The sequence below is a fragment of the Streptomyces sp. NPDC023541 genome (assembly GCF_055559995.1).
Genome location: NZ_JBVHJO010000003.1, coordinates 443,431 through 465,140 on the forward strand (window position 1 = coordinate 443,431; position 21,710 = coordinate 465,140).

Consider the following 21,710-nt stretch of genomic DNA (forward strand, 5'->3'; position numbering starts at 1 on the left):
CTTCGCTGGCTATGGCGCGAAGCCTACTGCGACAGGGGCGCCACCCTTCTGGGGGACGGGCCGTGGGTCCGGGCCGGAGTGTGGCCGGCGCCCTGCCGAGGAGGTGTCCCGGGCAGCCCCGTCAGCCCCCGAAGAGGCCGCCGTGGAACATGCCGAGGTAGAAGCCGATGGCAGACGCGCCAAGGCCGATGATCAGCGCGAAGCGCTCGCGTGTCGTGACGGAGACGAACTGTCCGTACGCGCCCGTCAGGATTCCGATCAGCCCGGCCCACGAGCTGATCAGGTGGAGGCTGTGGAAGAAGGCCGTGATGAACGCCACGGCGCCGAGGGTCAGAGTGACCGCCATCAGGGCGTCCTGCAGCGGGTGGGGCTTTCCGTCGGTGGAGAGCAGGGAGATCTGAGGGGGCCGCATTGCCTGTGCCATCGGAAGGCACCTCCTGGCTGAAGCTGGCGGTGCTGCGGGCTGCCTCCGGCAGGGGGCCGGGGCATAGCACCGAGCACACCCGATGGATACAGATTGTGGCCCTCTCCTGCCGGATTTCAACCGGAAGGACGCGAGCAGGTAGTCTGTACAGCTGCGCGGTGTCTGCTCTTGGGACGCCGTGCTCACGCATCACGACCCTCCTGCCACGGAACGACCGTGGCCGCTGAGTCCAAAGGAGGTGGGTTCCACATGCGTCACTACGAAGTGATGGTCATCCTCGACCCCGATCTCGAGGAGCGCGCTGTCTCCCCGCTGATCGAGAACTTCCTCTCCGTCGTCCGTGAGGGCAACGGAAAGGTCGAGAAGGTCGACACCTGGGGCCGTCGTCGTCTCGCTTACGAGATCAAGAAGAAGCCCGAGGGCATCTACTCGGTCATCGACCTCCAGGCCGAGCCTGCGGTCGTCAAGGAGCTTGACCGACAGATGAACCTGAACGAGTCGGTTCTCCGGACCAAGGTCCTTCGCCCCGAGACCCACTGAACTTCGGTTCAGCGGTAATCGGGATCGAGTAGCACAGCAGCCCAGCAGCAATCCCCGCCGAGAGGTTCATCCATGGCAGGCGAGACCGTCATCACGGTCGTCGGCAATCTCGTCGACGACCCCGAGCTGCGCTTCACCCCCTCGGGTGCGGCGGTCGCGAAGTTCCGTGTCGCGTCCACCCCCCGCACCTTCGACCGTCAGACCAATGAGTGGAAGGACGGCGAAAGCCTGTTCCTGACCTGCTCGGTGTGGCGGCAGGCGGCGGAGAACGTCGCCGAGTCCCTCCAGCGAGGCATGCGCGTCATCGTGCAGGGCCGACTGAGGCAGCGGTCGTACGAGGACCGTGAGGGTGTCAAGCGCACGGTCTACGAGCTGGACGTCGAGGAAGTCGGCCCCAGCCTGAAGAACGCCACGGCCAAGGTCACCAAGACCACCGGTCGCGGTGGCCAGGGCGGATACGGCGGCGGCGGTCAGCAGCAGGGTGGCGGCGGTGGCTGGGGCGGAGCCCCCAGCGGCGGCGGCCAGCAGGGCGGCGGAGCTCCCTCCGACGACCCGTGGGCGTCCAGCGCGCCGGCCGGTGGCCAGCAGCAGGGCGGCGGCGGGGGCGGTTGGGGCGGAAGCTCCAGCGGCTCCGGCGGTGGCTACTCGGACGAGCCGCCCTTCTAGGGCAGCTCCATCCAAACTTCTTGATCACACAGGAGAGACACAATGGCGAAGCCGCCTGTGCGCAAGCCTAAGAAGAAGGTCTGCGCGTTCTGCAAGGACAAGACCGCGTACGTGGACTACAAGGACACGAACATGCTGCGGAAGTTCATTTCCGACCGTGGCAAGATCCGTGCCCGCCGCGTAACCGGCAACTGCACGCAGCACCAGCGTGACGTCGCCACGGCCGTGAAGAACAGCCGTGAGATGGCGCTGCTGCCCTACACGTCCACCGCGCGATAAGGAAAGGGTGACCGACTAATGAAGATCATCCTGACCCACGAGGTCTCTGGCCTCGGTGCCGCCGGCGATGTCGTCGACGTCAAGGACGGTTACGCTCGCAACTACCTGGTCCCGCGTGGTTTCGCGATCCGCTGGACCAAGGGTGGCGAGAAGGACGTGGCGCAGATCCGCCGCGCCCGCAAGATCCACGAGATTGCGACCATCGAGCAGGCCAACGAGGTCAAGGCCAAGCTCGAGGGTGTGAAGGTCCGTCTGGCCACCCGCGCGGGTGACGCCGGTCGTCTCTTCGGCTCCGTGACCCCGGCCGACATCGCCACGGCGATCGAGGCTTCCGGTGGCCCGAAGGTCGACAAGCGCCGCGTTGAGCTGGGCTCCCCGATCAAGACCCTCGGTTCGTACCAGGTCTCCGTGCGTCTGCACGCCGACGTGGCCGCGAACGTGGGCGTCGAGGTCGTCGCCGCCTAAGGGCTGCACGTGAAGGGCCGCACCCGATGGGGTGCGGCCCTTCGCCGTTTCCCGGGCTTTCCGGGCAGGGGCGCCGGGGTGTTTCACGTGAAACACCCCGGCACCGAGGCATGTTTCACGTGAAACACCTACCGGGTGGCTCCCGCGATCGCCCATCGGCCGGAACGGGCACGCAGCTGAAGGGTGACCATCCGGACCAGCATCATCAGGGTCATGGCCCACCAGAGCATCGTCAGCCCGCCGCCCAGGGCCGGGACGAGCAGGGCGACCGGGCTGAAGGCGGCAAGCGTCACGAGCATGGCCCTGGCGAGGTAGCGGCCGTCGCCCGCGCCCATGAGGACCCCGTCCAGTACGAAGACGATGCCGGACACGGGCTGGGAGAGAGCCACCACGAGCAGGGCGGGCAGCAGGGCGTTCTCGACAGCCGGGTCGCTCGTGAACAGCGGGATGAAGACCGGGCGGGCCAGGACCACCAACAGGCCGAGCGCGATGCCCGTCGTGATGCCCCACCGCACCATCCTGCGGCAGACGGCCTTCGCGCCGTCCGTGTCGCCCGAGCCCAGGTAGCGGCCGATGATCGCCTGCCCGGCGATCGCGATGGCGTCCAGAGCGAAGGCGAGCAGGCTCCACAGGGAGAGCAGGATCTGGTGGGCCGCGATGTCGGCGTCGCCGAGCCGGGCGGCCACGGCGGTCGCGATCATCAGAATGGCGCGCAGGGACAGGGTGCGGACCAGCAACGGACCCCCGGCCCGGGCACAGGCGCGTATCCCGGCGGTATCGGGACGCAGGGAGGCGCCGTGCCGTCGGGCCCCGCGCACGACCACGGAGAGGTAGGCGGCGGCCATGGCGCACTGCGCGAGGACCGTGCCCCAGGCGGAGCCGGCGATGCCGAGGCCCGCACCGTAGACGAGCGCGACGTTCAGGCCCGCGTTGAGGGCGAAGCCGCCGATCGCGACGTAGAGCGGTGTACGGGTGTCCTGGAGGCCCCGGATTACGCCGGTGGCCGCCAAGACCACGAGCATCGCTGGGATGCCGAGGGCGGAGATGCGCAGATAGGTGATCGCGTGCGGGGCGACGCTGTCGGAGGCGCCGAAGAGGGAGATCAGCGAGGGTGCGGCGGGCAGCACCACGGCGATGACGGCCACGCCGAGCAGCAGGGCCAGCCAGATTCCGTCCATGCCCTGCCGGATGGCGGCCGGCAGGTCTCCTGCGCCGACCCGGCGGGCGACAGCCGCGGTGGTGGCGTAGGCGAGGAAGACGAAGACGCTTACGGCAGTGGTGAGCAGGGCGGCGGCGATGCCGAGGCCGGCCAGCTGCGGGGTCCCGAGGTGTCCCACGATGGCGCTGTCGGCCATCACGAAGAGGGGCTCGGCGACGAGGGCGCCGAAGGCGGGAACAGCGAGAGTGAAGATCTCTCGGTCGTGCCGTCTCGGCCCCGCCGCGGGTGCTGTGAGGGCCTGTGTCATGCGCCCCGTCCAATCTTCCACAGGTAATGGATGCAACCATACCTGGCGCCTTACCGACGCGCTGACTTGCGGGTTCTCCACGCCTCGTTGGAGGCGTTCTCGAGAGCGCGCCGAACAATTTTCGCGCCCACCGTCGGTGGACGAGGAAACCGCAGGTCAGATGGGGTGGTGGGGGGTCTCGGGTGATTTTGTCCACAGCGTCGTCCCCCGGTCCGTGCACAGCTTCCGGGGAGTTACCCACAGCATTGGCGCCGTCATCCACATCTCATCCACAGGGCCTGTGGATAACAAGATTGGCTGACGCCGCTCCCGGCCCTACCGTGGGGCGTTGCCCGACTCGCCGAGAGCCGATTCGGGTGCCCCAAATGTCAGAGCCGTGTCGTAGAAAGAGCCGCACGGCGAGGTCCGCGTTGCGGACGGGAGGAGGCGGCCCGGTGAGCATGCCCGAGCCCATGGACGACCCCTGGGCCGACAGCGGTCCGAGTGACCGTCTGCCCGCCCGTCCGCGCCGTAACGGCGAGGGCCGGGGCCGCGGCGACGAGCAGCACGACCGGGGTCGCGAGGGCGGCTCCTGGGACGGGGGCGGCGGCTTCGAGCGCGTTCCTCCGCAGGACCTCGATGCCGAGCAGTCGGTGCTCGGCGGCATGCTGCTCTCCAAGGACGCCATCGCCGATGTCGTCGAGGTCATCAAGGGCCACGACTTCTACCGGCCGTCGCACGAGACGATCTACCAGGCCATCCTCGATCTGTACGCCAAGGGCGAGCCGGCCGACCCGATCACCGTCGGCGCCGAGCTGACGCGACGCGGCGAGATCAGCAAGGTCGGCGGGGCCTCGTACCTGCACACGCTGGTCCAGTCCGTGCCGACGGCGGCGAACGCGGAGTACTACGCGGAGATCGTCCACGAGAGGGCCGTCCTGCGCCGCCTGGTCGCCGCAGGTACGAAGATCACGCAGATGGGATACGCGGCCGACGGCGACGTCGACGAGATCGTCAACAGCGCCCAGGCCGAGATCTACGCCGTCACGGAGCAGCGGACCTCCGAGGACTACCTGCCGCTGGGCGACATCATGGAGGGCGCCCTCGACGAGATCGAGGCCATCGGCTCGCGCAGCGGGCAGATGTCGGGTGTCCCCACCGGCTTCACCGACCTGGACTCCCTGACCAACGGCCTGCACCCGGGGCAGATGATCGTCATCGCCGCCCGTCCGGCCATGGGTAAGTCCACGCTCGCGCTGGACTTCGCCCGAGCCTGTTCCATCAAGAGCAACCTGCCCAGCGTGATCTTCTCCCTCGAAATGGGTCGCAACGAGATCGCCATGCGCCTGTTGTCGGCGGAGGCCAGGGTGGCGCTGCACCACATGCGTTCGGGCACGATGACTGACGACGACTGGACCCGGCTGGCCCGTCGGATGCCGGACGTCTCCGCCGCCCCCCTCTACATCGACGATTCCCCCAACCTGTCGATGATGGAGATCCGGGCCAAGTGCCGCCGGCTCAAGCAGCGCAACGACCTCTCGCTCGTGGTCATCGACTACCTCCAGCTGATGCAGTCGGGCGGCTCGCGCCGTCCCGAGAGCCGTCAGCAGGAGGTCTCGGACATGTCCCGAAACCTCAAGCTGCTGGCGAAGGAGCTCGAAGTCCCGGTGATCGCGCTCTCGCAGCTGAACCGTGGTCCGGAGCAGCGGACCGACAAGAAGCCGATGGTCTCCGACCTGCGTGAGTCCGGCTCGATCGAGCAGGACGCCGACATGGTGATCCTGCTGCACCGCGAGGACGCCTATGAGAAGGAGTCCCCTCGCGCCGGTGAGGCCGACCTGATCGTGGCCAAGCACCGTAACGGCCCCACCGCGACGATCACCGTGGCCTTCCAGGGCCACTATTCGCGCTTCGTGGACATGGCCAACACATAGCATCCGATCATGGATGAGCTTGCCGAGGACTTCGAACTGCTGCCCGCCACCCGGCGCGCGCTGAGACACCGGATCGCCGTCGCGCAGAGCACGGGCCGAGCGCCGTCGGTCGTGGCCGCCGTACTCCGCGGCGGGGAGGTGGTCTGGGAGGGATCCCGGACCTCCGTCGAGGGGCACGGCCCGGACGGGAACGTCCAGTACCGGATCGGGTCGATCAGCAAGACCTTCACCGCCGTCCTCGTCATGCGCCTGCGGGACGAAGGGCTGCTGAGGCTCGAGGACCCGCTGGAGAAGCACCTCCCGGGTACCGCCGCCGGCCAGGTGACCATCGCCCAACTGCTCGCCCACACCGGCGGGCTGGCCGCGGAGACCCCCGGCGAGTGGTGGGAGCGCACCCCCGGCGCGCAGCGGCCCGAACTCTCCGACGTGCTGGGTGAGGAGCCCTTCAGGTTCACGCCGGGCAGTAGGCACCACTACTCCAACCCCGGGTACACCCTGCTGGGTTCGCTGGTGGAGGCGCTGCGCGGACGGCCCTGGGAGGAGGCCCTGCGGGCCGAGGTGCTGGAACCCCTGGGCCTGGACCGTACGAGCGGACTGCCGCAGGCCCCGCACGCGGGTGGCTGGGCGGTCCATCCGTGGGCCGACGTGATGATGCCCGAGCCGCTGGAAGACCTGGGGCTGATGGCCGCGGCCGGTCAGCTGTGGTCCACGACCCGGGACCTCGCACGGTTCGCCGACTTCCTGCTGCGCGGTGACGAGCGGGTCCTGAGTGCGGAGTCCGTACGGGAGATGCGGCGGCCGACCGCGCCGCCCGAGCCCGGATCTGCCGACCTCGGCTACGGCTTGGGGATGCAGTCGATGGCCCACGGCGGGCGCCGGTTGGTGGGCCACAGCGGCTCGCTGCCCGGGTTCGTCGCGGGGCTGTGGTTGAGCGAGACGGACGACGTGGCAGCGGTGGTCCTGGCCAATTGCACCTCGGGTCTGCCGGCGGCGGGCGTAGCCGCCGATCTCGTCGGAATCGTTGCGGATGCCGAGCCCCCGTTCCCGCGGCCGTGGCGGCCGTTCCAGGAAGCGGATCAGGTGCCTCTCGACGTGTGCGGCCCTTGGTACTGGGGGACTTCGGCCCAGGTGGTTCGGCTGATCGCGGACGGCTCGCTCGAGCTGGCGCCGGTCGGCGGGACCGGCCGTGCGGCCCGGTTCCGGGCCGAGGCCGACGGCAGCTGGACCGGGCTGTCCGGGTACTACGCCGGCGAGACGCTCCGGGCGGTGCGCCGTGAGGACGGCTCGGTGAGCCACCTCGATCTGGCGTCCTTCGTGTTCACGAGGGAGCCGTACGACGCCGGCGCCCCGATCCCAGGCGGGGTCGACCCGCAGGGCTGGCGGGGCATCGGCTGACGGCCAGGGCCGGCCTCAGGCGACGAGCTCACGCTCCAGCGGCGTGCGGAAGCGCGGGGTGACGCGGGCGTCGCCCACCCAGGCGGACAGGCGGGAGGCCTCGGCGGTGATCGCCTTCTCGGCGGTGCGGCCGGGGGCGCACAGCAGCCGCCAGACGATCTCGCCGTCCGGACGCTGGGCCCAGCCGCCGACGATCTCGCCGTTCCACCACACGGTGGGCCCGATGTTGCCCGCGTAGTCGAAGAGGGCGGACCGGTGGGCGGCATCGAGGTGGAACCCCCGGTCGGCCCAGCCCATACCGGTGGGGTCGAGCGCGGGCAGTAGCGCCGCCCAGGGCTCGGGGGCCGGCTCGGGCGCGGTGTCTCCGGGGCTGACGAGAGCCGTGCTGCCGTCGTCGAGGCGTACCCGGTCGGGGCCGACGGCTGTCAGGGCCTTGCGGACGTCCGTGAGGGTCCAGCCGGTCCACCACTTGAGATCGGCCTCGGTGGCCGGGCCGTACGCGTGCAGCCACAGTCGGGCGATCTCCGCGCGGGCCTCGGCGGCCGGTACGGCGGGCCAGGGCGCGGTGTGTACCCAGCGGAACTGGCTGGAGGTCCACGATCCCCGCGGCCGGTCCCGGCGGATCCTGCCGTCGGCGGCCAGCAGGCGGATGACCCGGGTGGCGACCCCCTGCTCCGTCTCGTACTTCTTGCCCCGGCTGAGGGTGATCTTCTGGCGCAGGGCGGGTACGGCGGCGGACAGCTGACTGCCGGTGAGGGGACCGCGGGTGTCGAGGGTGTCCAGCGCGGCCGCCTCTGCCCGGGCCAGCCACGCGGCGTCGAGTCCCTGCCCGTCCTCGCGCCGGGCGTCGGGGAACGGCCGACGCCGCGGCCGCCCAGGTGCTTGAGGAAGGTACGGCGCTCCTTGACGGCGATGGCACGGGCGGTCGACGCGTCGACACAGGGGGCGAGTTGCGTCGACACCGCGAAGAGGGTGTTGCGCATGCTGAGCAGCCGCACGACCCGGACGTCGTCGTAGAGCGCCTGCTCGACCATCTCGGGGCCGCCCTCGGCGAGCCGGGCCCGCGCGGAGAGGAAGACGGTCGCGGCGTCGGTGGCGTGCAGGGCGACGACGGAGTCCGCCGCCTCCGCGACCGTCGTGGCGCGGGCTGATGGAGCGAGCCGGTGGCGTCGGCCGAGCCGGCTGCGGCGCTCGGTGGTGCTGATGAGGGGGAGACTGGCGCTCATCCTCCCGATCGTAGGCCGGGCCGCCGACACAGCGGCCAGGCCCGGCCCACGTGGCAGGTCAGAGCTGGAGCTTGAATCCGACGTGCGACGCGGTGAACCCGAGCCGTTCGTAGAAGCGGTGGGCGTCGGTCCGGGTCATGTCCGACGTCAGCTGGACGAGCGTGCAGTTCTCGGCACGGGACTTCTCGATCGCCCACTCGATGAACCGGGTGCCCAGTCCGCTGCCGCGCTCGTCCGCGTGGACGCGGACGCCCTCGATGATGGAGCGTGTGGCGCCCTTGCGGGAGAGGCCGGGGATGATCGTCAGCTGGAGGGTGCCCACGACCCGGCCGGACCGCACCGCGACGACCACGTGCTGGTTCGGATCACCGACGAGACGCTCCAGCGCCGTGCGGTACGGGGTCAGGTCCATCGGGGATTCGCGGGTGGCGCCGAGCGGGTCATCGGCCAGCATGGCGACAATGGCGGGCAGATCGGCCTCGGTGGCGGGCCGGATCGCCAGTTCGGAAGTGTCGGTCACGACGGGAGCTCCTCTCAGCCCGCGGCCACGGTCAGCGGCGCCCAGCGGCGGGTCCAGTCACCGGGAAGGTCGGGGATGTCCCGGGCCATCACGGCGTTGAAGGCCACGGACTCCAGGCCTCGTTCCTTGAGCCACGCCAGCAGTCCTTCGTGTCGTACGTCGACATCGGTGCGCAGGACACGGTCCGTGCCCCTGGCGAGAGCGGTGATCAAGGACTTGGCGGTGTCGGTGTCGCGCGCGATGAGTGGGCCGATGACCTGGGTGTGCATATTGGGCCAGGTTGCGGCGTATCCCGTGAGCGTGCCGTCTCCGCCGTACTCCTCGGAGACGAGCAGCTGGTCGGCGAAGGCCGGCAGCCGCGTGATCATGTGCGTCCGGTCGGCTCCGAAGACCTCGACGTCCAGGCGCAGGATGCGGGGGAGGTCATCGGCGACCGCCGGCCGCACCCGAGTGGTGCCGTGAGCGTCGTAGGTGCCGTCCTCGTGGAAGGCGCCCACCAGCATCTCGGCGCGGCCCGTGGTCTTGAACCCGAGCTCCTCGTAGAGCGGGCGCCCATAGGGCGTGGCGTGCAGGGTGAGGGGAATGCCCTTGAGCACGTCATTGCAGACGTGTGTCATCAAGGCGCGTCCCATGCCCTGTCGGGCGTAGCGGTCGGCCACGAGAACCATGCCGATGGCGGCGAGTCCGGGGCCGGCGGAGGTGCTGCCGTACCGGGTGACGATGCAGGCGGCGGCGAGACCCCGGCCGTCCGGGGCGTCCACGCCGAAGCCGTTTCCGGCGGCGAGCAGCAGTCCCCACTTGTGGTCCTCGCGGAGCCAGCCACGATCTTCGGACAGGTCGGCGCAGCGGTGGAGATCGTCCACGGTCAGCGCTCGGATCGGCAGATCGGTGATGTGTGGTGGTGTCACCGGCCCAGACTGGATCATGGATCGGGAGTCGTCCAGAGGATTTGGCACGCATGTTTCACGTGAAACATGCGTGAGTGGACGGTCGCACCGAACGACGTGCCAGTTGAAACGCCGGGCGATGTTTCACGTGAAACACGGTGTTTCACGTGAAACCAACCCACTAGCCTCGGGGGCTATGACGCGCCTGCACCTCTTCGACCTCGACGGAACGCTGATGTACGGCTCGGCGGCTCCGGTGGAGATCTCCCGCCAGCTCGGGGTGAGCGCCGAAATCGCAAAGTTGGAGCGGTCCTTCGCCGCGCGGGAGATCGGGCCGCACCAGTTCTCGGTCGCGGCACACGCTTTGTGGGCCGGGTTGACGCCTGAGCATGTCAGGGCCGCTTTCGACGGGGCGCCGTGGCTCGCAGGAATCCGGGACGTCTGGCAGGAGATCAGGCAGCGCGGGGAGTACTGCGCGGTGGTCTCCCTGTCCCCGTCGTTCTTCGTGGAACTGCTGCTGGAGTGGGGCGCTCACGCCGCCCACGGGTCGGTCTTCCCGGAAGTGCCGTTCACCCGACCCGTGGAAGCGGCCGGGATCCTGACCCCCGAGGCCAAGGTCATGGTGGCCGACCGCCTGTGCGAGCAGTTCGGCGTGACGCGCGCCGACTGCGTGGCGTACGGGGATTCGGCGACCGACATCCACCTCTTCGAGGTGGTATCCGTTTCGGTGGCGGTCAACGCTAGACCGCATCTGGCCGCGCGTGCGAGCCACGTCTACGAGGGGCGGGATCTGCGGGAGGTATACCAGCTCGTGGCGGTGGCACGCCCGGGAGTTGACGCATCTTAGGAGGAAAGTGGGTTCGAAACGCGGATTTTCCGCGTTTCCCCGCAGGCCTCTGGGACGGCTGGCACGCTGTGAAACCCGGAACCACGGATTCGTAGACCGTGGCGTGTGCAGACCGACCGAGATGCTCGAAGCGAGGCACCGCATGGACGCTCCGCCCACCAGATCGGCCAGACGCGAAGCGGCCCGGATACCCGCCGAGGGCGGTGCGGCCGAGCCTTCACCGGATGCCGTCCTCATCCGCCGGACCCTCGCGGAGATCGCCCCGGTCGCCGACAAGGTGACCTCGTACTTCTACGCCCTGGTCTTCACCGGGCACCCGGAAGTGCGAAACATGTTCCCGGCGGCCATGGACACGCAGCGGGACCGACTGCTGAAGGCACTGCTGACCGCCGCCGAGCACATCGACGATCCCGCAGTACTCGCCCCCTACCTCTGCCGCCTGGGCACCGCGCACCGCAAGTACGGCACCATGGCCGGCCACTACCCCGTGATCGGGGAGGCCCTCGTCGGGGCGCTGGCCCGCTTCGCGACACAGAGCTGGGGGTCGGAGACCCAGGCAGCGTGGGTTCGGGCGTACACCGCGATCTCCCAGATCATGATCGACGCGGCGGCCGCGGACGAGATGAAGACCCCCGCATGGTGGCACGCGGAGGTGGTCTCCCACGACCTGCGCACCCCGGACATCGCGGTGTTGACCGTCCGCCCCGACCAGCCCTACGCCTTCCTGGCCGGCCAGTACGCCAGTGTGGAGACCCCGTGGTGGCCGCGGGTCTGGCGGCACTACTCCTTCGCCTCGGCGCCCCGGGCGGACGGACTGCTCTCCTTCCACGTCAAGGCCGTCCCCGCGGGCTGGGTCTCCAACGCGCTGGTGCGCCATGCCCGCCCCGGGGACGTGCTGCGTCTGGGGCCGCCGGCCGGGTCGATGGTGGTCGACCACACCACGGACAACGGGATGCTGTGCCTGGGGGGCGGGACCGGCATCGCCCCGATCAAGGCGCTGATCGAGGACGTGGCCGGACACGGGGAGCGGCGGCCGGTGGAGGTGTTCTTCGGGGCGCGCAGCGACAGCGACCTGTACGACAAGGACACGCTGCTGGGGCTCCAGCGCTCGCACCCGTGGCTGTCGGTGCGGCCGGTGGTCGGCGACGGGTTGGCGGGACAGCTGCCGCACGCCGTGGGGGAGCACGGGCCGTGGAGCTCGTACGACGCATTCGTCTCGGGACCGCCCGCGATGATCCGCAGCGGGGTGGACGAGCTCCTGCGGATCGGCATTCCCGGCGAGCGGATCAGGCACGACGCGGTCGAGGAACTGGTGGGCATCGCCGGGTGAGACCGGCGGGTACGGCCGGTCCGGGACCGGCGGCAGCCCGCCGGCCCCGGAACGGCCTCAGCCCAGGTCGGGCGCGTGCATGGCGCGCACGCCCTCGATGTTGCCGTCCAGATAGTGACGTAGGGACAACGGGACGAGATGGACCGCTGCGATGCCCACCCGGCTGAAGGGCACGCGGACGATCTCGTACTCGCCCGCGGGCTCGTCGACCTCGGGGCCGTGCCGCAGGCTCGGGTCCATCGATTCGAGGCGGCAGACGAAGAAGTGCTGCACCTTCACGCCGGTCACCCCGCCATCGGCGATGTGCTCGACGGTGTCGACGAAACAGGGCACGACATCGGTGATCTTCGCGCCGAGTTCTTCATGGACCTCTCGGTGGAGGGCATCGACGACGGTGGCGTCCGAGGACTCCACTCCCCCGCCGGGGGTGACCCAGTACGGGTCGACGCCGGGCTTGGTGCGTTTGATGAGGATCAGGTCGTCACCGTCGAGCAGGATCGCGCGGGCGGTGCGTTTGACCACGGGACGTTCGGTCATGGGAGAAGAGTGGCCCACCACTCCGCTTCTGAAACGCGCCACGGGCCGGAAACAGGGGGCTCACCAGTGCACGGCGGCGTCCAGCAGTCGCTCGCGGGCCCGGGCGAGGTGGGCGAGAGCGGGGCTCCCGGCCCGTAGGACCAGGAACCAGGTGCGCAGCGGTGGTACGGGAGGCTCCGCCACGGTCGTGATCCGGCCGCTGTCGAGCGCGTCCTGGCACAGGTACCGGGGCAGCACCGCGAGCCCCGCGCCGGCGAGGACGCATTCCAGGACGGCGCGCAGGTCGGGTACGACCACGGTGGCGGCCAGGGACCTGGCGGCCGGCAGGACGTCGAAGACGGCGCTCCAGTACCGGGTGACGAGCGGCAGGGTTTCGTGGACCTCGACGAGCGGGATGCCTTCCAGAGCCCCGGGACCGTCGTCCCGCAGCCGGTCCGTGTCGACGAGTGCGGCCCAGTAGGGGGCGGCGACCAGGACGTGCTCCTCGTCGCACAGTGCGGTGGCGGTGAAGGGTCCGCCGCGTGGGTGGGCGGTGGTGACGACGAGGTCGTGGTGGCCGGCTGCGAGCCCGTCGAGGACGGTTCCGGAGTCGCTCTGCAGGGTGGCGCGCAGGGTGTGGCCCTGGCCGACCAGGGGTGCCAGGGCGGGGAGCACGCGCAGGGAGAGGAACTCGGGTGGCCCGGCGACGTGGAGGGCGCGCAGCCCGCCCGCGTCCTCCCGCTCGGCCTCGGTGATCCGGAGCAGGGCGTCGAGGTGCGGAGCGGCCTTGTGGGCGAGTTCGTCGCCGACGGCGGTGGGGGTGACACCGCGGGCCCGGCGGTGGAAGAGCGGTCGTCCCAACTGCCGCTCCAGGGTGCGGATCTGGGAGGTCACGGCGGGCTGGGACAGTCCGAGGAGGGCTGCGGCCCGCGTGAACGAGCCCGCCCGGTGGACCGCGACGAAGGTGCGCAGCAGGGCCAGATCCATCGCGACACCTCTCGGTGGGGGTCTACAACTATAAATATGCAGATAGGCCCCTGTCGCTACCGTGATTGGACTCTGACGCAGAGTCAATTAGCCTTGACGCGTGGTTCTTCGCGCGCGGAACCCGGGGCGGTCCGAGCCACTAGGGGGGAGGCTCGGACCGCCCTTTCCACTGCTGTTCAGCGATCGTGACCGGCCGGGTCGAGGGCCCGGTCGAGGGCCCGCAGGACGTCCGCGACCAGGTCATCGGTGTCCTCGGCTCCGGCGGAGAAACGGATGAAGCCCTCGGACACGGCGTCGCCGCCCCACCGTCCGCGCCGCTCGGCGGTGGACCGCACGCCGCCGAAACTCGTGGCGTCCTCGACCAGGTGCAGGGCGGCCATGAACCGTTCCGCGTGCGCCCGGTCGGGCAGAGTGAAGGAGACCACCGAGCCGAAGCCCCGCATCTGGCGGGCGGCCGTCTTGTGCGAGGGGTCCGTGGTCAGCCCCGGGTAGCGCACGCCGTTCACGTCGCGGCGCTCGCTCAGCGCCTCCGCGACGGCCAGTGCGTTGGACCACTGGCGCTGCGCGCGCAGCTGGATCGTGGCCAGCGAGCGGTGGGCGAGCCAGGCCTCCATGGGGCCGGGGATCGCGCCGATGATCTTGCGCCACCCCCGGACACGGGCCGCGAGTTCCGGGTCGCGGCACACGACGTACCCGAGCAGCAGGTCCCCGTGGCCGGTCAGGCCCTTGGTGCCGCTCGCCACGGAGAAGTCGGCGCCGAGCTCCAGTGGGCGCTGCCCCAGAGGGGTGGCGAGGGTGTTGTCGACGGCGACCAGGGTCCCGCCGGCGTGCGCGGCTCCCGCGAGGCGTCGTACGTCGCACACGTCGAGCCCGGGATTGGACGGCGTCTCGATCCACAGCATCCGTGCGCCGTCGAGGACCTCGAGCTGGGCGTCCGAGCCGGTGGGGGCGGTACGCACGTGGATCCCGTACGCCTCCAACTGCTCCCGCAGCAGCGGCAGCGCCTGGTAGCCGTCATCGGGCAGGACGACGATGTCGCCCGTGCGCGTCTGGGAGAGGAGAACGGCGGAGACCGCCGCCATGCCGGAGGCGAAGACGACGGTGTGCACGTCCTGGCCGGGGGCTTCCAGCTCCCCGATCGCCCGTTCCAGCAGGGTCCAGGTCGGGTTGGTGTCGCGCCCGTAGGCGTAGGGGCCTTCGACGTCCCCGGGGAGGTGGAAGTGGGCGGCGAAGACCGGCCCCGGCAGGGGCGGTGCGTTCTTGACGGCCTCGGGCAGACCGGCGCGCACGGCGCGGGTGCCGTCACCGATCGTCTCGCCGGTTCGTTCGGGGGAGTACTCGTTCACGCGGTGTGCTCCTTCATCGCCTCGCGTACGGCGTCCAGCAGACCGGGGCCGGCGGCCTCGATGAGATCCAGGCAATCCTCGAACCCGCCGATCGGCCCGTAGTAGGGGTCCGGTACGTCGTACGGTCCGGCCGTGGCCGCTGGATCGTAGGACCGCAGCAGCCGGACCTTGGCGGCGTCCCGTGCAGTGGGTGCGAGTGCCCGCAGGTCCCGCAGGTGTCCGGCGTCGAGCGCGATGACGAGGTCGAGGCGGGAGAACCAGGACGGGTGGAACTGCCGGGCGCGGTGGTCCTGTGCGTAGCCTGCGGCCTCCAGGACGGAGATCGTGCGCGGGTCCGCGCCGTCGCCCTCGTGCCAGCCGCCGGTCCCGGCGCTGTCCACCTCGACGAGGGCGTGGAGTCCGGCCCGTTCGACATGGGCGCGGAAGACGGATTCGGCCATGGGGGAGCGGCATATGTTGCCCGTGCAGACGAAGCAGACCCGGTACACGTGCGGCCCGCTCAGTCCTTGTCGGGAAGGACCAAGTTCACGGCCCAGGAGACGACCGAGATGATCAGGCCGCCCAGGAGTGCGGTCCAGAACCCGTCGACATGGAAGCTGAGGTCGAGCTGCGTGGCCAGCCATGAGGTCAGGAGCAGCATCAGGGCGTTCACGACCAGTGTGAACAGCCCCAGGGTGAGGACGAAGAGCGGCAGCGAAAGCAGCTTCACGAGCGGCTTGACGATCAAGTTGACCAGGCCGAAGACCAGGGCGACCAGGATCAGGGTGAGTGTCCGGCGGCCGAGACTGCTGCCGTCGTCGAGGGTGATGCCGGCAAGCAGCCACACGGCGACGGCCAGGGCCGCGGCGTTGGCGAGCGTCTTGACTACGAAATTCGTCATGTGTCTGATCGTGGCAGAGAAGATCCCGGTGGGACATCCGCAGATCAGCGGATGCGAGGGAACGATCGAGTACAAGGGGCACAACCACGATGAAAGCCTTCCGGCTTGACGAGCTCGAAGCGGAACGGGCCGCCAACGACGGCGCCTATCTGCAGTTCCTGCGCGAGCGGAACATGTCGGTCGGGCTGTACGCGCTCGACGCCGGCCAGACCGATCCGCAGCGGCCGCACGGTCAGGACGAGGTGTACTTCGTCGTCAGCGGGAGGGCCTCGATCACGGTCGGGGAGGAGACCACCACCGTGGCGCGCGGCAGCGTCGTCTACGTCCCGGCGGGCGTCCCGCACAAGTTCCACCACATCACCGAGGACCTGAAGGTGATGGTGGTGTTCTCCCCGCCCGAGGGCTGAGCCGGTCCCGCCGGTGAGGGTCGCCGCCCTGATCCCCCTAAGGGGCGGATCAGGGGACTCCGGGGGCTCGCGGGCCCCGATCGGCGCCCGCGGGCTCCTAGCATCGAGAGCAGGAAGTCACAGACGGGAAGACCAGGAAGAGGTCGAGGACATGAACGGCATCCGAGAGATATTCGCAGGCATGCCCTGGTGGGTTAAGTGGGTCGCCGTCCCGCTGCTGGCCCTGTTCGTCTTCGGCGGTGTCATCACCAGCATCCTGGGAGCACTGATCTCGTTCGCCTTCAAGCTGCTCCTCTTCGTCGGCCTCGTCGGCGGTCTGATCTTCGTCGTGAAGAAGGTCGGCGGCGGCACTTCGAAGTCCTCGTCCGGCGAGTGGTAGTGACGGGCGGGGGCGGCTGCGGGATTAACCCAGCTGAGGGAACGAGACGCCGTGAACCGCTCGCGGCCCCGGAACCGGTCGATAGAGTCGCGATCTGTGCCGTTCCCTGGGCACCGAGAGCCGACATCGCCCCCTGACCTGTGGTGGTGCCGACGACCCGCCGAGCGCGACCCCAGGATCCGGCATGCGCGGGGGTGGCCCCCGCCGAGCGGGTCACCCCTGAAGGCCCGCCGCCACGCCTGGGGGTGAGCTGTGTCTCCGGTCCACAATGCAGGGGTGCCGACACTGATCGGTTCGGTGCAGAGGGCGCTGAGACTGCTGGAAGCCGCGGGATCCCACAGCGGGGGAGCCCCGGCGAAGCAGCTGGCGCGTGAGGCCGGGCTCCCGCTTCCCACCGCTTACCACCTGCTGCGCACCCTGACGCACGAGGGCTATCTGCGCAGAGAGTGCGGAGTCTTCGTACTCGGCGACGCGGCCGGCAGGCTGGCCCGCGCGGGACTCCAGCAGAAACGTCGCAGCATGATCCTCGACTCGCTCGCCCACTTCCGCGACGCGGTCGGGGCTCCCGTCTACTTCGCGGTCTACCGCGAGGGTGAAATCGAAGTCGTGGGCGTCTCGGACACCCCCGGCAGCCCGGCGTGCGAGGAGTGGGCCGACTTCCGTGAGACGGGATACGCGCACGCCATCGGGCAGTGCCTGCTCGGCCAGCTCGACGAGGGCGCGCGCAAGGACTATTACGACCGTCATCCGGTAGAGGCCATCACCCCTTATACCGTGCGCGATCTGCACTCCTTGGAGAAGCGGATCGAAGCCCTCGGGCGAATGCAGCCTGTAATCGAGCGTCAGGAATATGCCCTCGGCACTGTCTGTGCCGCCATCCCCATCACTGCCGGGGATGCGGCCGCAACTATGGCCATTTCTCTGCCCCTGCACCAGGAGGAACGATTGCTGTATGTAGTCGATCGACTACGGAGTGAAGTAGGCGCGCTGTTGAGCACCCTCTCCTTCTCTATCAGTATCTGAAAACTCACTCCTTGTGATCTGCTAGCGCTTCCACCACTCTTGTCAAGAGGGCCCTGGGGGATCATTCCTGGCCACTTCCACTACAGCGGGGTAGTCAATGCGCGAGTCGGTACAGGCAGAGGTCATGATGAGCTTCCTCGTTTCCGAGGAGCTCTCGTTCCGGATCCCGGTGGAACTCCGGTACGACGCCCGTGATCCCTACGCAGTCCGCCTGACCTTTCACCTTCCCGGAGACGCGCCCGTGACCTGGGCGTTCGGCCGGGAGCTCCTCCTCGACGGCATCAACAAGCCGTGCGGTGACGGCGATGTGCACATCGCCCCCACCAGCCCCGAGGAGTTGTCCGACGTCCACATCCGGCTCCAGGTCGGCGGTGACCGGGCCCTGTTCCGTGCCGGCGCGGCGCCGCTCGTCGCGTTCCTCGACCGCACCGACCGGCTCGTTCCGCTCGGACAAGAGCGGAACACGGGCGACTTCGAGGAACACCTGGACGCGGCCCTCGTCAGAATCCTGGCCGAGGCGAAGCAGAACGAGCAGAACGCCGGCTGAACCGCGGTTCGGACTCGATCGCCGCTCACGCTGCACCGCCGTTCAGGCCGAACCACCGCTCACGCCGAACCACCGCTCACGCTGTACCGCCGTTCAGCGCTTGCGCCGCCGGCCCCGGCCGCCGCGTACCGGTCCCGAGCCCGGTGCGACGGCCGGGGATTCCGGCCGGTCGGCCGAAACCACCAGTGCGGCCAGTGCCGTCGTCACGGGCACCGAGGCCACCAGCCCGATCGAGCCCACGAGGGTCCGGACGATCTCCACCGCGACCAGCTCGCTGTTCGCCACCGACCCCATGCTGCTGTTGGCGATCGAGAACAGCAGGAGCAGCGGGAGCGCGGCGCCCGCGTAGGCCAGGACCAGGGTGTTGACCACCGATGCGATGTGGTCGCGGCCGATCCTGATGGCGGCCCGGTACAGCGACCGCGGCCCCATCGACGGGTCGGCCTGGTGGAGTTCCCAGACCGCCGAGGTCTGGGTGACCGTCACGTCGTCGAGCACACCCAGCGATCCGATGATGATGCCGGCGAGCAGCAGGCCGCTCATGTCGATGTCGGGGTAGAGCCCGTGGATCAGCCCGGTGTTGTCGTCGGTGTTGCCGCTGAGGAACGCCCAGTCGATGAACACCGAGCCCAACAGGCCGATCAGCAGCAGCGACACGAGCGTGCCGAGGACGGCCACCGACGTACGGGCGGTCAGGCCGTGGCACATGTAGAGCGCGATCAGCATGATCGCGCTCGCGCCCACCACCGCGACCACCAGAGGGTTCGACCCCTGGAGGATGGCGGGGAGGATGAAGAGCGTCAGCACGCCGAAGCTGACGATCAGCGCGATCAGCGCGAACAGCCCGCGCATCCGCCCGACGAGCACGACCGACAGCGCGAAGATGCCGGCCAGCACCGCAAGCGGCAGCTTGCGGTTCACGTCGATCACCGAGTACTGCAGGTCGCGGGGCGCGTCCGGGGCGTACGCCACCACCACCTCCTGGCCGTCCGCCAACTGCCGTGGAGCGCCCGGCTGGACGATCTCCACGAAGGTGCGTCCCTTGTCCGGGCCGCTCCCGATCTCGACGGTGGCCTTCTTGCAATCGCCGGTCTGCGCGCTCCGGGCCCCGCCGCCCGACGGGGTGGAGGCCCCGCCGGCCGCCGGAACCTGCGCGGCGTTCACGGATTTGCAGTCGACGAGCTCCAGTGACACGACCTTGGCCTGCTGGGTCTGCCGGTCGAAGCCCACCCCGGTCCGCTCGTGGTCCGGCGTGCCGCCCGGCCAGAGGACCGCCATGCCGACGAAGACGGCGACGGCGAAGGGGATCAGTACCGCCGCGATGACCTTGCGCAGGTGCTTCGAGACGGGGGCCGCTGGTCCGTGACTGTGGCTGTGGGAGTGGCCGGAGGAGGGCCCGTGTCCGGCGTGCGTGTGGCCGGAGTGGCCATGGGGCTCAGTGGGCTCGGTGGGGGGCTGCGGCGAGGACGTCACCAGCAGATCATCGCAAGAGATGAGGGGGCCCACTGTTCAGCACGCCATGGATGACGCTAGCGTGGGGGCTACTTTGCACAACGCGGGAGCTCGGAGCACCGGGCTGAGAGGACGCTGATCACCGTACGCGCATCACAGATGCGTACGGGAGGAGGCTGCGTCGACCGCCGAACCTGTTACCGGGTAATGCCGGCGTAGGGAGATAGGTCTCATGACCATTCAGGACGCACGCACGCCTGCCGTCAGCCAGGACGCCGACGGCTCGACCGAGCGCAAGCCGGGCTGGCACAAGGGCTACGTGGCGGGCTCCCGCCCCGACATCCGGGTGCCGGTCCGCCAGGTCCACCTCACCAACGGCAAGGACGTGACGCTGTACGACACGTCCGGTCCGTACACCGACCCGCAGGTCGAGACCGATGTGCGACGGGGCCTCGCGCCGCTGCGCGAGAACTGGATCATCGGCCGCGGTGACACCGAGGAGTACGCCGGCCGCCCGGTCCGGCCCGAGGACGACGGCATCAAGCACACCTCGCCGCGCGGTGGCCTCAAGAACCTCGACGCGGTCTTCCCGGGCCGCCCCCGCCAGCCCCGCCGGGGCCGTGACGGAGCCGCCGTCACGCAGCTCGCGTACGCCCGCCGGGGCGAGATCACCCCGGAGATGGAGTACGTCGCGATCCGCGAGAACGTCTCCCCCGAGGTCGTCCGCGAGGAGATCGCCGCAGGTCGCGCGGTGCTCCCGGCGAACGTGAACCACCCCGAGATCGAGCCGATGATCATCGGCAAGAAGTTCCTGGTGAAGGTCAACGCCAACATCGGCAACTCCGCCGTCACCTCCTCCATCGAGGAGGAGGTGGAGAAGATGACCTGGGCGACCCGCTGGGGCGCGGACACGGTCATGGACCTCTCGACGGGCCGCAACATCCACACCACCCGCGAGTGGGTGCTGCGCAACTCGCCCGTGCCGATCGGCACCGTGCCGCTCTACCAGGCGCTGGAGAAGGTCGACGGCCGCGCCGAGGACCTGACCTGGGAGATCTACAAGGACACGGTCATCGAGCAGGCCGAGCAGGGCGTCGACTACATGACGGTCCACGCCGGTGTGCTGCTGCCGTACGTGCCGCTGACCGCCCGCCGCAAGACCGGCATCGTCTCGCGCGGCGGCTCGATCATGGCCGCTTGGTGCCTCGCGCACCACAAGGAGAACTTCCTCTACACGAACTTCGAGGAGCTCTGCGAGATCCTGGCGACGTACGACGTCACGTACTCGCTGGGTGACGGTCTGCGGCCCGGTTCCATCGCGGACGCCAACGACGCGGCCCAGTTCGCCGAGCTGAAGACGCTGGGCGAGCTCAACACCATCGCCAAGCGCCACAACGTCCAGACGATGATCGAGGGCCCGGGCCACGTCCCGATGCACAAGATCAAGGAGAACATCGACCTCCAGCAGGAGATCTGCGAGGAGGCGCCGTTCTACACGCTCGGGCCGCTGACCACGGACGTCGCGCCCGCGTACGACCACATCACCTCGGGCATCGGCGCGGCGATGATCGCCTGGTGGGGCACGGCGATGCTCTGCTACGTCACGCCCAAGGAGCACCTGGGGCTGCCCAACCGGGACGACGTCAAGACCGGCGTCATCACGTACAAGATCTCGGCGCACGCGGCGGACCTGGCCAAGGGACACCCCGGCGCTCAGGAGTGGGACGACGCACTGTCCGACGCGCGGTTCGAGTTCCGCTGGGAGGACCAGTTCAACCTGGCCCTCGACCCGGACACGGCGCGTGAGTTCCACGACGAGACCCTTCCCGCCGAGCCGGCCAAGACCGCGCACTTCTGCTCCATGTGCGGTCCGAAGTTCTGCTCGATGAAGATCTCGCAGGACATCCGCCGTGAACACGGTGGCGACCTGAAGGCGGACGAGATCGAGGCCGGCATGGCGGAGAAGTCCGCCGAGTTCGCGGCTTCGGGCAACCGCGTCTACCTGCCGCTGGCCGACTGACGCCGACCGGCAGGGCAGGACCCGGCTGACGGGCGGACCCGCGACCCATGGGGGGAGTCGCGGGCCCGCCCGTTTTTCGTGCCGTCGGGAGATGGGGCCGTTCCGTGTCGTCACGGCGCCCATTGGTGGCGGATCGATAGTCCGATAAGTGGACTTGCCTGCGAGGTGTCCCTCTGTTGAAGGCTGCGATCACCA

Annotated in this window: 23 protein-coding genes and 1 pseudogene; 13 read left to right on the forward strand and 11 right to left on the reverse strand. The window is 69.6% G+C overall.

Annotated elements, in window-relative coordinates; all coding sequences use genetic code 11:
* Nucleotides 1-121: 121 nt before the first annotated feature.
* A complete protein-coding gene (locus ACZ3X1_RS09570) occupies nucleotides 122-424 on the reverse strand; it encodes a hypothetical protein (RefSeq protein ID WP_356811296.1) in 303 nt (100 codons plus the stop codon).
* A gap of 249 nt (nucleotides 425-673) precedes the next feature.
* Here ACZ3X1_RS09570 and rpsF point away from each other — a divergent pair, with 249 nt between their 5' ends.
* The 4 genes from rpsF (at nucleotide 674) to rplI (ending at nucleotide 2,374) form a co-directional block, all read left to right on the forward strand.
* On the forward strand, nucleotides 674-964 hold the full coding sequence (gene rpsF / locus ACZ3X1_RS09575) for a 30S ribosomal protein S6 (RefSeq protein WP_004950685.1): 291 nt from the start codon (nucleotides 674-676) through the stop codon (nucleotides 962-964).
* Between the two features lie 72 nt (nucleotides 965-1,036).
* Entirely contained in the window at nucleotides 1,037-1,630 is a 594-nt protein-coding gene (locus ACZ3X1_RS09580) for a single-stranded DNA-binding protein (protein WP_356811297.1), read from the forward strand.
* A 42-nt stretch (nucleotides 1,631-1,672) separates the two neighbouring features.
* A complete protein-coding gene (gene rpsR, locus ACZ3X1_RS09585) occupies nucleotides 1,673-1,909 on the forward strand; it encodes a 30S ribosomal protein S18 (protein ID WP_005315025.1) in 237 nt (78 codons plus the stop codon).
* A gap of 18 nt (nucleotides 1,910-1,927) precedes the next feature.
* Nucleotides 1,928-2,374 (forward strand): 50S ribosomal protein L9, encoded by a 447-nt coding sequence (gene rplI, locus ACZ3X1_RS09590; protein WP_356811298.1) that lies wholly within the window; start codon nucleotides 1,928-1,930, stop codon nucleotides 2,372-2,374.
* 128 nt (nucleotides 2,375-2,502) lie between these two features.
* On the opposite strand, the gene ACZ3X1_RS09595 is transcribed toward rplI, so the two are convergent.
* Nucleotides 2,503-3,840, reverse strand: a complete 1,338-nt coding sequence (locus tag ACZ3X1_RS09595) for an MATE family efflux transporter (protein WP_467278236.1) — start codon at nucleotides 3,838-3,840, stop codon at nucleotides 2,503-2,505.
* 452 nt (nucleotides 3,841-4,292) lie between these two features.
* Here ACZ3X1_RS09595 and dnaB point away from each other — a divergent pair, with 452 nt between their 5' ends.
* On the forward strand, nucleotides 4,293-5,753 hold the full coding sequence (dnaB, locus tag ACZ3X1_RS09600; RefSeq protein ID WP_356811328.1) for a replicative DNA helicase: 1,461 nt from the start codon (nucleotides 4,293-4,295) through the stop codon (nucleotides 5,751-5,753).
* A 9-nt stretch (nucleotides 5,754-5,762) separates the two neighbouring features.
* The gene (locus tag ACZ3X1_RS09605) at nucleotides 5,763-7,148 is read left to right on the forward strand and encodes a serine hydrolase domain-containing protein (RefSeq protein WP_467278237.1); all 1,386 of its coding nucleotides are present in this window, start codon (nucleotides 5,763-5,765) and stop codon (nucleotides 7,146-7,148) included.
* A 15-nt stretch (nucleotides 7,149-7,163) separates the two neighbouring features.
* Here ACZ3X1_RS09605 and ACZ3X1_RS09610 read toward each other — a convergent pair.
* The 3 genes and pseudogenes from ACZ3X1_RS09610 to ACZ3X1_RS09620 form a co-directional block, all read right to left on the reverse strand.
* A pseudogene (locus tag ACZ3X1_RS09610) lies at nucleotides 7,164-8,374 on the reverse strand (winged helix DNA-binding domain-containing protein).
* Between the two features lie 58 nt (nucleotides 8,375-8,432).
* Nucleotides 8,433-8,894 (reverse strand): GNAT family N-acetyltransferase, encoded by a 462-nt coding sequence (locus ACZ3X1_RS09615; protein WP_467278239.1) that lies wholly within the window; start codon nucleotides 8,892-8,894, stop codon nucleotides 8,433-8,435.
* A 14-nt stretch (nucleotides 8,895-8,908) separates the two neighbouring features.
* A complete protein-coding gene (locus tag ACZ3X1_RS09620) occupies nucleotides 8,909-9,802 on the reverse strand; it encodes a GNAT family N-acetyltransferase (protein ID WP_356811303.1) in 894 nt (297 codons plus the stop codon).
* 175 nt (nucleotides 9,803-9,977) lie between these two features.
* Between ACZ3X1_RS09620 and ACZ3X1_RS09625 the strand changes: the two genes are divergently transcribed.
* On the forward strand, nucleotides 9,978-10,628 hold the full coding sequence (locus tag ACZ3X1_RS09625; protein WP_356811304.1) for an HAD family hydrolase: 651 nt from the start codon (nucleotides 9,978-9,980) through the stop codon (nucleotides 10,626-10,628).
* Nucleotides 10,543-11,958 carry a globin domain-containing protein gene (locus tag ACZ3X1_RS09630; protein ID WP_467278244.1) on the forward strand — a complete coding sequence of 472 codons (1,416 nt, stop codon included), beginning with the start codon at nucleotides 10,543-10,545 and terminating at the stop codon, nucleotides 11,956-11,958. The genes ACZ3X1_RS09625 and ACZ3X1_RS09630 overlap by 86 nt, the downstream gene beginning before the upstream one ends.
* A gap of 57 nt (nucleotides 11,959-12,015) precedes the next feature.
* On the opposite strand, the gene ACZ3X1_RS09635 is transcribed toward ACZ3X1_RS09630, so the two are convergent.
* From ACZ3X1_RS09635 to ACZ3X1_RS09655, 5 genes are all read right to left on the reverse strand, one after another.
* A complete protein-coding gene (locus tag ACZ3X1_RS09635; protein WP_356811306.1) occupies nucleotides 12,016-12,495 on the reverse strand; it encodes an NUDIX hydrolase in 480 nt (159 codons plus the stop codon).
* A gap of 60 nt (nucleotides 12,496-12,555) precedes the next feature.
* Nucleotides 12,556-13,461: a LysR family transcriptional regulator gene (locus ACZ3X1_RS09640; RefSeq protein ID WP_356811307.1), complete on the reverse strand. Its 906-nt coding sequence runs from the start codon at nucleotides 13,459-13,461 to the stop codon at nucleotides 12,556-12,558.
* A gap of 176 nt (nucleotides 13,462-13,637) precedes the next feature.
* A complete protein-coding gene (locus ACZ3X1_RS09645; RefSeq protein WP_467278247.1) occupies nucleotides 13,638-14,807 on the reverse strand; it encodes a cystathionine gamma-lyase in 1,170 nt (389 codons plus the stop codon).
* Nucleotides 14,804-15,295, reverse strand: a complete 492-nt coding sequence (locus ACZ3X1_RS09650) for a low molecular weight protein-tyrosine-phosphatase (RefSeq protein WP_390075326.1) — start codon at nucleotides 15,293-15,295, stop codon at nucleotides 14,804-14,806. Before ACZ3X1_RS09650 ends, ACZ3X1_RS09645 begins: the two co-directional genes overlap by 4 nt.
* A gap of 11 nt (nucleotides 15,296-15,306) precedes the next feature.
* Entirely contained in the window at nucleotides 15,307-15,687 is a 381-nt protein-coding gene (locus ACZ3X1_RS09655) for a phage holin family protein (protein ID WP_356811310.1), read from the reverse strand.
* A gap of 89 nt (nucleotides 15,688-15,776) precedes the next feature.
* Here ACZ3X1_RS09655 and ACZ3X1_RS09660 point away from each other — a divergent pair, with 89 nt between their 5' ends.
* The 4 genes from ACZ3X1_RS09660 to ACZ3X1_RS09675 all read left to right on the forward strand — a co-directional run bounded on the left by ACZ3X1_RS09660 (nucleotide 15,777) and on the right by ACZ3X1_RS09675 (nucleotide 18,043).
* The gene (locus tag ACZ3X1_RS09660; RefSeq protein WP_030956841.1) at nucleotides 15,777-16,094 is read left to right on the forward strand and encodes a cupin domain-containing protein; all 318 of its coding nucleotides are present in this window, start codon (nucleotides 15,777-15,779) and stop codon (nucleotides 16,092-16,094) included.
* Between the two features lie 151 nt (nucleotides 16,095-16,245).
* Complete coding sequence (locus ACZ3X1_RS09665) at nucleotides 16,246-16,473, forward strand: DUF5326 family protein (RefSeq protein WP_356811311.1); 228 nt, start codon at nucleotides 16,246-16,248, stop codon at nucleotides 16,471-16,473.
* 285 nt (nucleotides 16,474-16,758) lie between these two features.
* On the forward strand, nucleotides 16,759-17,496 hold the full coding sequence (locus tag ACZ3X1_RS09670) for an IclR family transcriptional regulator (RefSeq protein ID WP_390075570.1): 738 nt from the start codon (nucleotides 16,759-16,761) through the stop codon (nucleotides 17,494-17,496).
* Nucleotides 17,497-17,593: 97 nt separating this feature from the next.
* Nucleotides 17,594-18,043: an SsgA family sporulation/cell division regulator gene (locus tag ACZ3X1_RS09675; RefSeq protein WP_356811313.1), complete on the forward strand. Its 450-nt coding sequence runs from the start codon at nucleotides 17,594-17,596 to the stop codon at nucleotides 18,041-18,043.
* A gap of 93 nt (nucleotides 18,044-18,136) precedes the next feature.
* Here the strand turns inward: ACZ3X1_RS09675 and ACZ3X1_RS09680 are convergent, their stop codons facing one another.
* Nucleotides 18,137-19,516 carry a YibE/F family protein gene (locus ACZ3X1_RS09680; protein ID WP_356811314.1) on the reverse strand — a complete coding sequence of 460 codons (1,380 nt, stop codon included), beginning with the start codon at nucleotides 19,514-19,516 and terminating at the stop codon, nucleotides 18,137-18,139.
* A gap of 211 nt (nucleotides 19,517-19,727) precedes the next feature.
* Between ACZ3X1_RS09680 and thiC the strand changes: the two genes are divergently transcribed.
* Complete coding sequence (gene thiC, locus ACZ3X1_RS09685) at nucleotides 19,728-21,515, forward strand: phosphomethylpyrimidine synthase ThiC (protein ID WP_467278253.1); 1,788 nt, start codon at nucleotides 19,728-19,730, stop codon at nucleotides 21,513-21,515.
* Nucleotides 21,516-21,710: the final 195 nt, after the last annotated feature.

What these genes read in the sequence shown, in the direction of transcription:
- ACZ3X1_RS09640 (WP_356811307.1), bottom strand. Translation starts at nt 13,461, where the DNA reads ATGGATCTGGCCCTGCTGCGCACCTTCGTCGCGGTCCACCGGGCGGGC.
- dnaB (WP_356811328.1), top strand. Translation starts at nt 4,293, where the DNA reads ATGGACGACCCCTGGGCCGACAGCGGTCCGAGTGACCGTCTGCCCGCC.
- ACZ3X1_RS09655 (WP_356811310.1), bottom strand. Translation starts at nt 15,687, where the DNA reads ATGACGAATTTCGTAGTCAAGACGCTCGCCAACGCCGCGGCCCTGGCC.
- rpsR (WP_005315025.1), top strand. Translation starts at nt 1,673, where the DNA reads ATGGCGAAGCCGCCTGTGCGCAAGCCTAAGAAGAAGGTCTGCGCGTTC.
- ACZ3X1_RS09625 (WP_356811304.1), top strand. Translation starts at nt 9,978, where the DNA reads ATGACGCGCCTGCACCTCTTCGACCTCGACGGAACGCTGATGTACGGC.
- ACZ3X1_RS09675 (WP_356811313.1), top strand. Translation starts at nt 17,594, where the DNA reads ATGCGCGAGTCGGTACAGGCAGAGGTCATGATGAGCTTCCTCGTTTCC.
- ACZ3X1_RS09605 (WP_467278237.1), top strand. Translation starts at nt 5,763, where the DNA reads ATGGATGAGCTTGCCGAGGACTTCGAACTGCTGCCCGCCACCCGGCGC.
- ACZ3X1_RS09580 (WP_356811297.1), top strand. Translation starts at nt 1,037, where the DNA reads ATGGCAGGCGAGACCGTCATCACGGTCGTCGGCAATCTCGTCGACGAC.
- ACZ3X1_RS09665 (WP_356811311.1), top strand. Translation starts at nt 16,246, where the DNA reads ATGAACGGCATCCGAGAGATATTCGCAGGCATGCCCTGGTGGGTTAAG.
- ACZ3X1_RS09660 (WP_030956841.1), top strand. Translation starts at nt 15,777, where the DNA reads ATGAAAGCCTTCCGGCTTGACGAGCTCGAAGCGGAACGGGCCGCCAAC.
- thiC (WP_467278253.1), top strand. Translation starts at nt 19,728, where the DNA reads ATGACCATTCAGGACGCACGCACGCCTGCCGTCAGCCAGGACGCCGAC.
- ACZ3X1_RS09570 (WP_356811296.1), bottom strand. Translation starts at nt 424, where the DNA reads ATGGCACAGGCAATGCGGCCCCCTCAGATCTCCCTGCTCTCCACCGAC.
- rplI (WP_356811298.1), top strand. Translation starts at nt 1,928, where the DNA reads ATGAAGATCATCCTGACCCACGAGGTCTCTGGCCTCGGTGCCGCCGGC.
- rpsF (WP_004950685.1), top strand. Translation starts at nt 674, where the DNA reads ATGCGTCACTACGAAGTGATGGTCATCCTCGACCCCGATCTCGAGGAG.
- ACZ3X1_RS09635 (WP_356811306.1), bottom strand. Translation starts at nt 12,495, where the DNA reads ATGACCGAACGTCCCGTGGTCAAACGCACCGCCCGCGCGATCCTGCTC.
- ACZ3X1_RS09595 (WP_467278236.1), bottom strand. Translation starts at nt 3,840, where the DNA reads ATGACACAGGCCCTCACAGCACCCGCGGCGGGGCCGAGACGGCACGAC.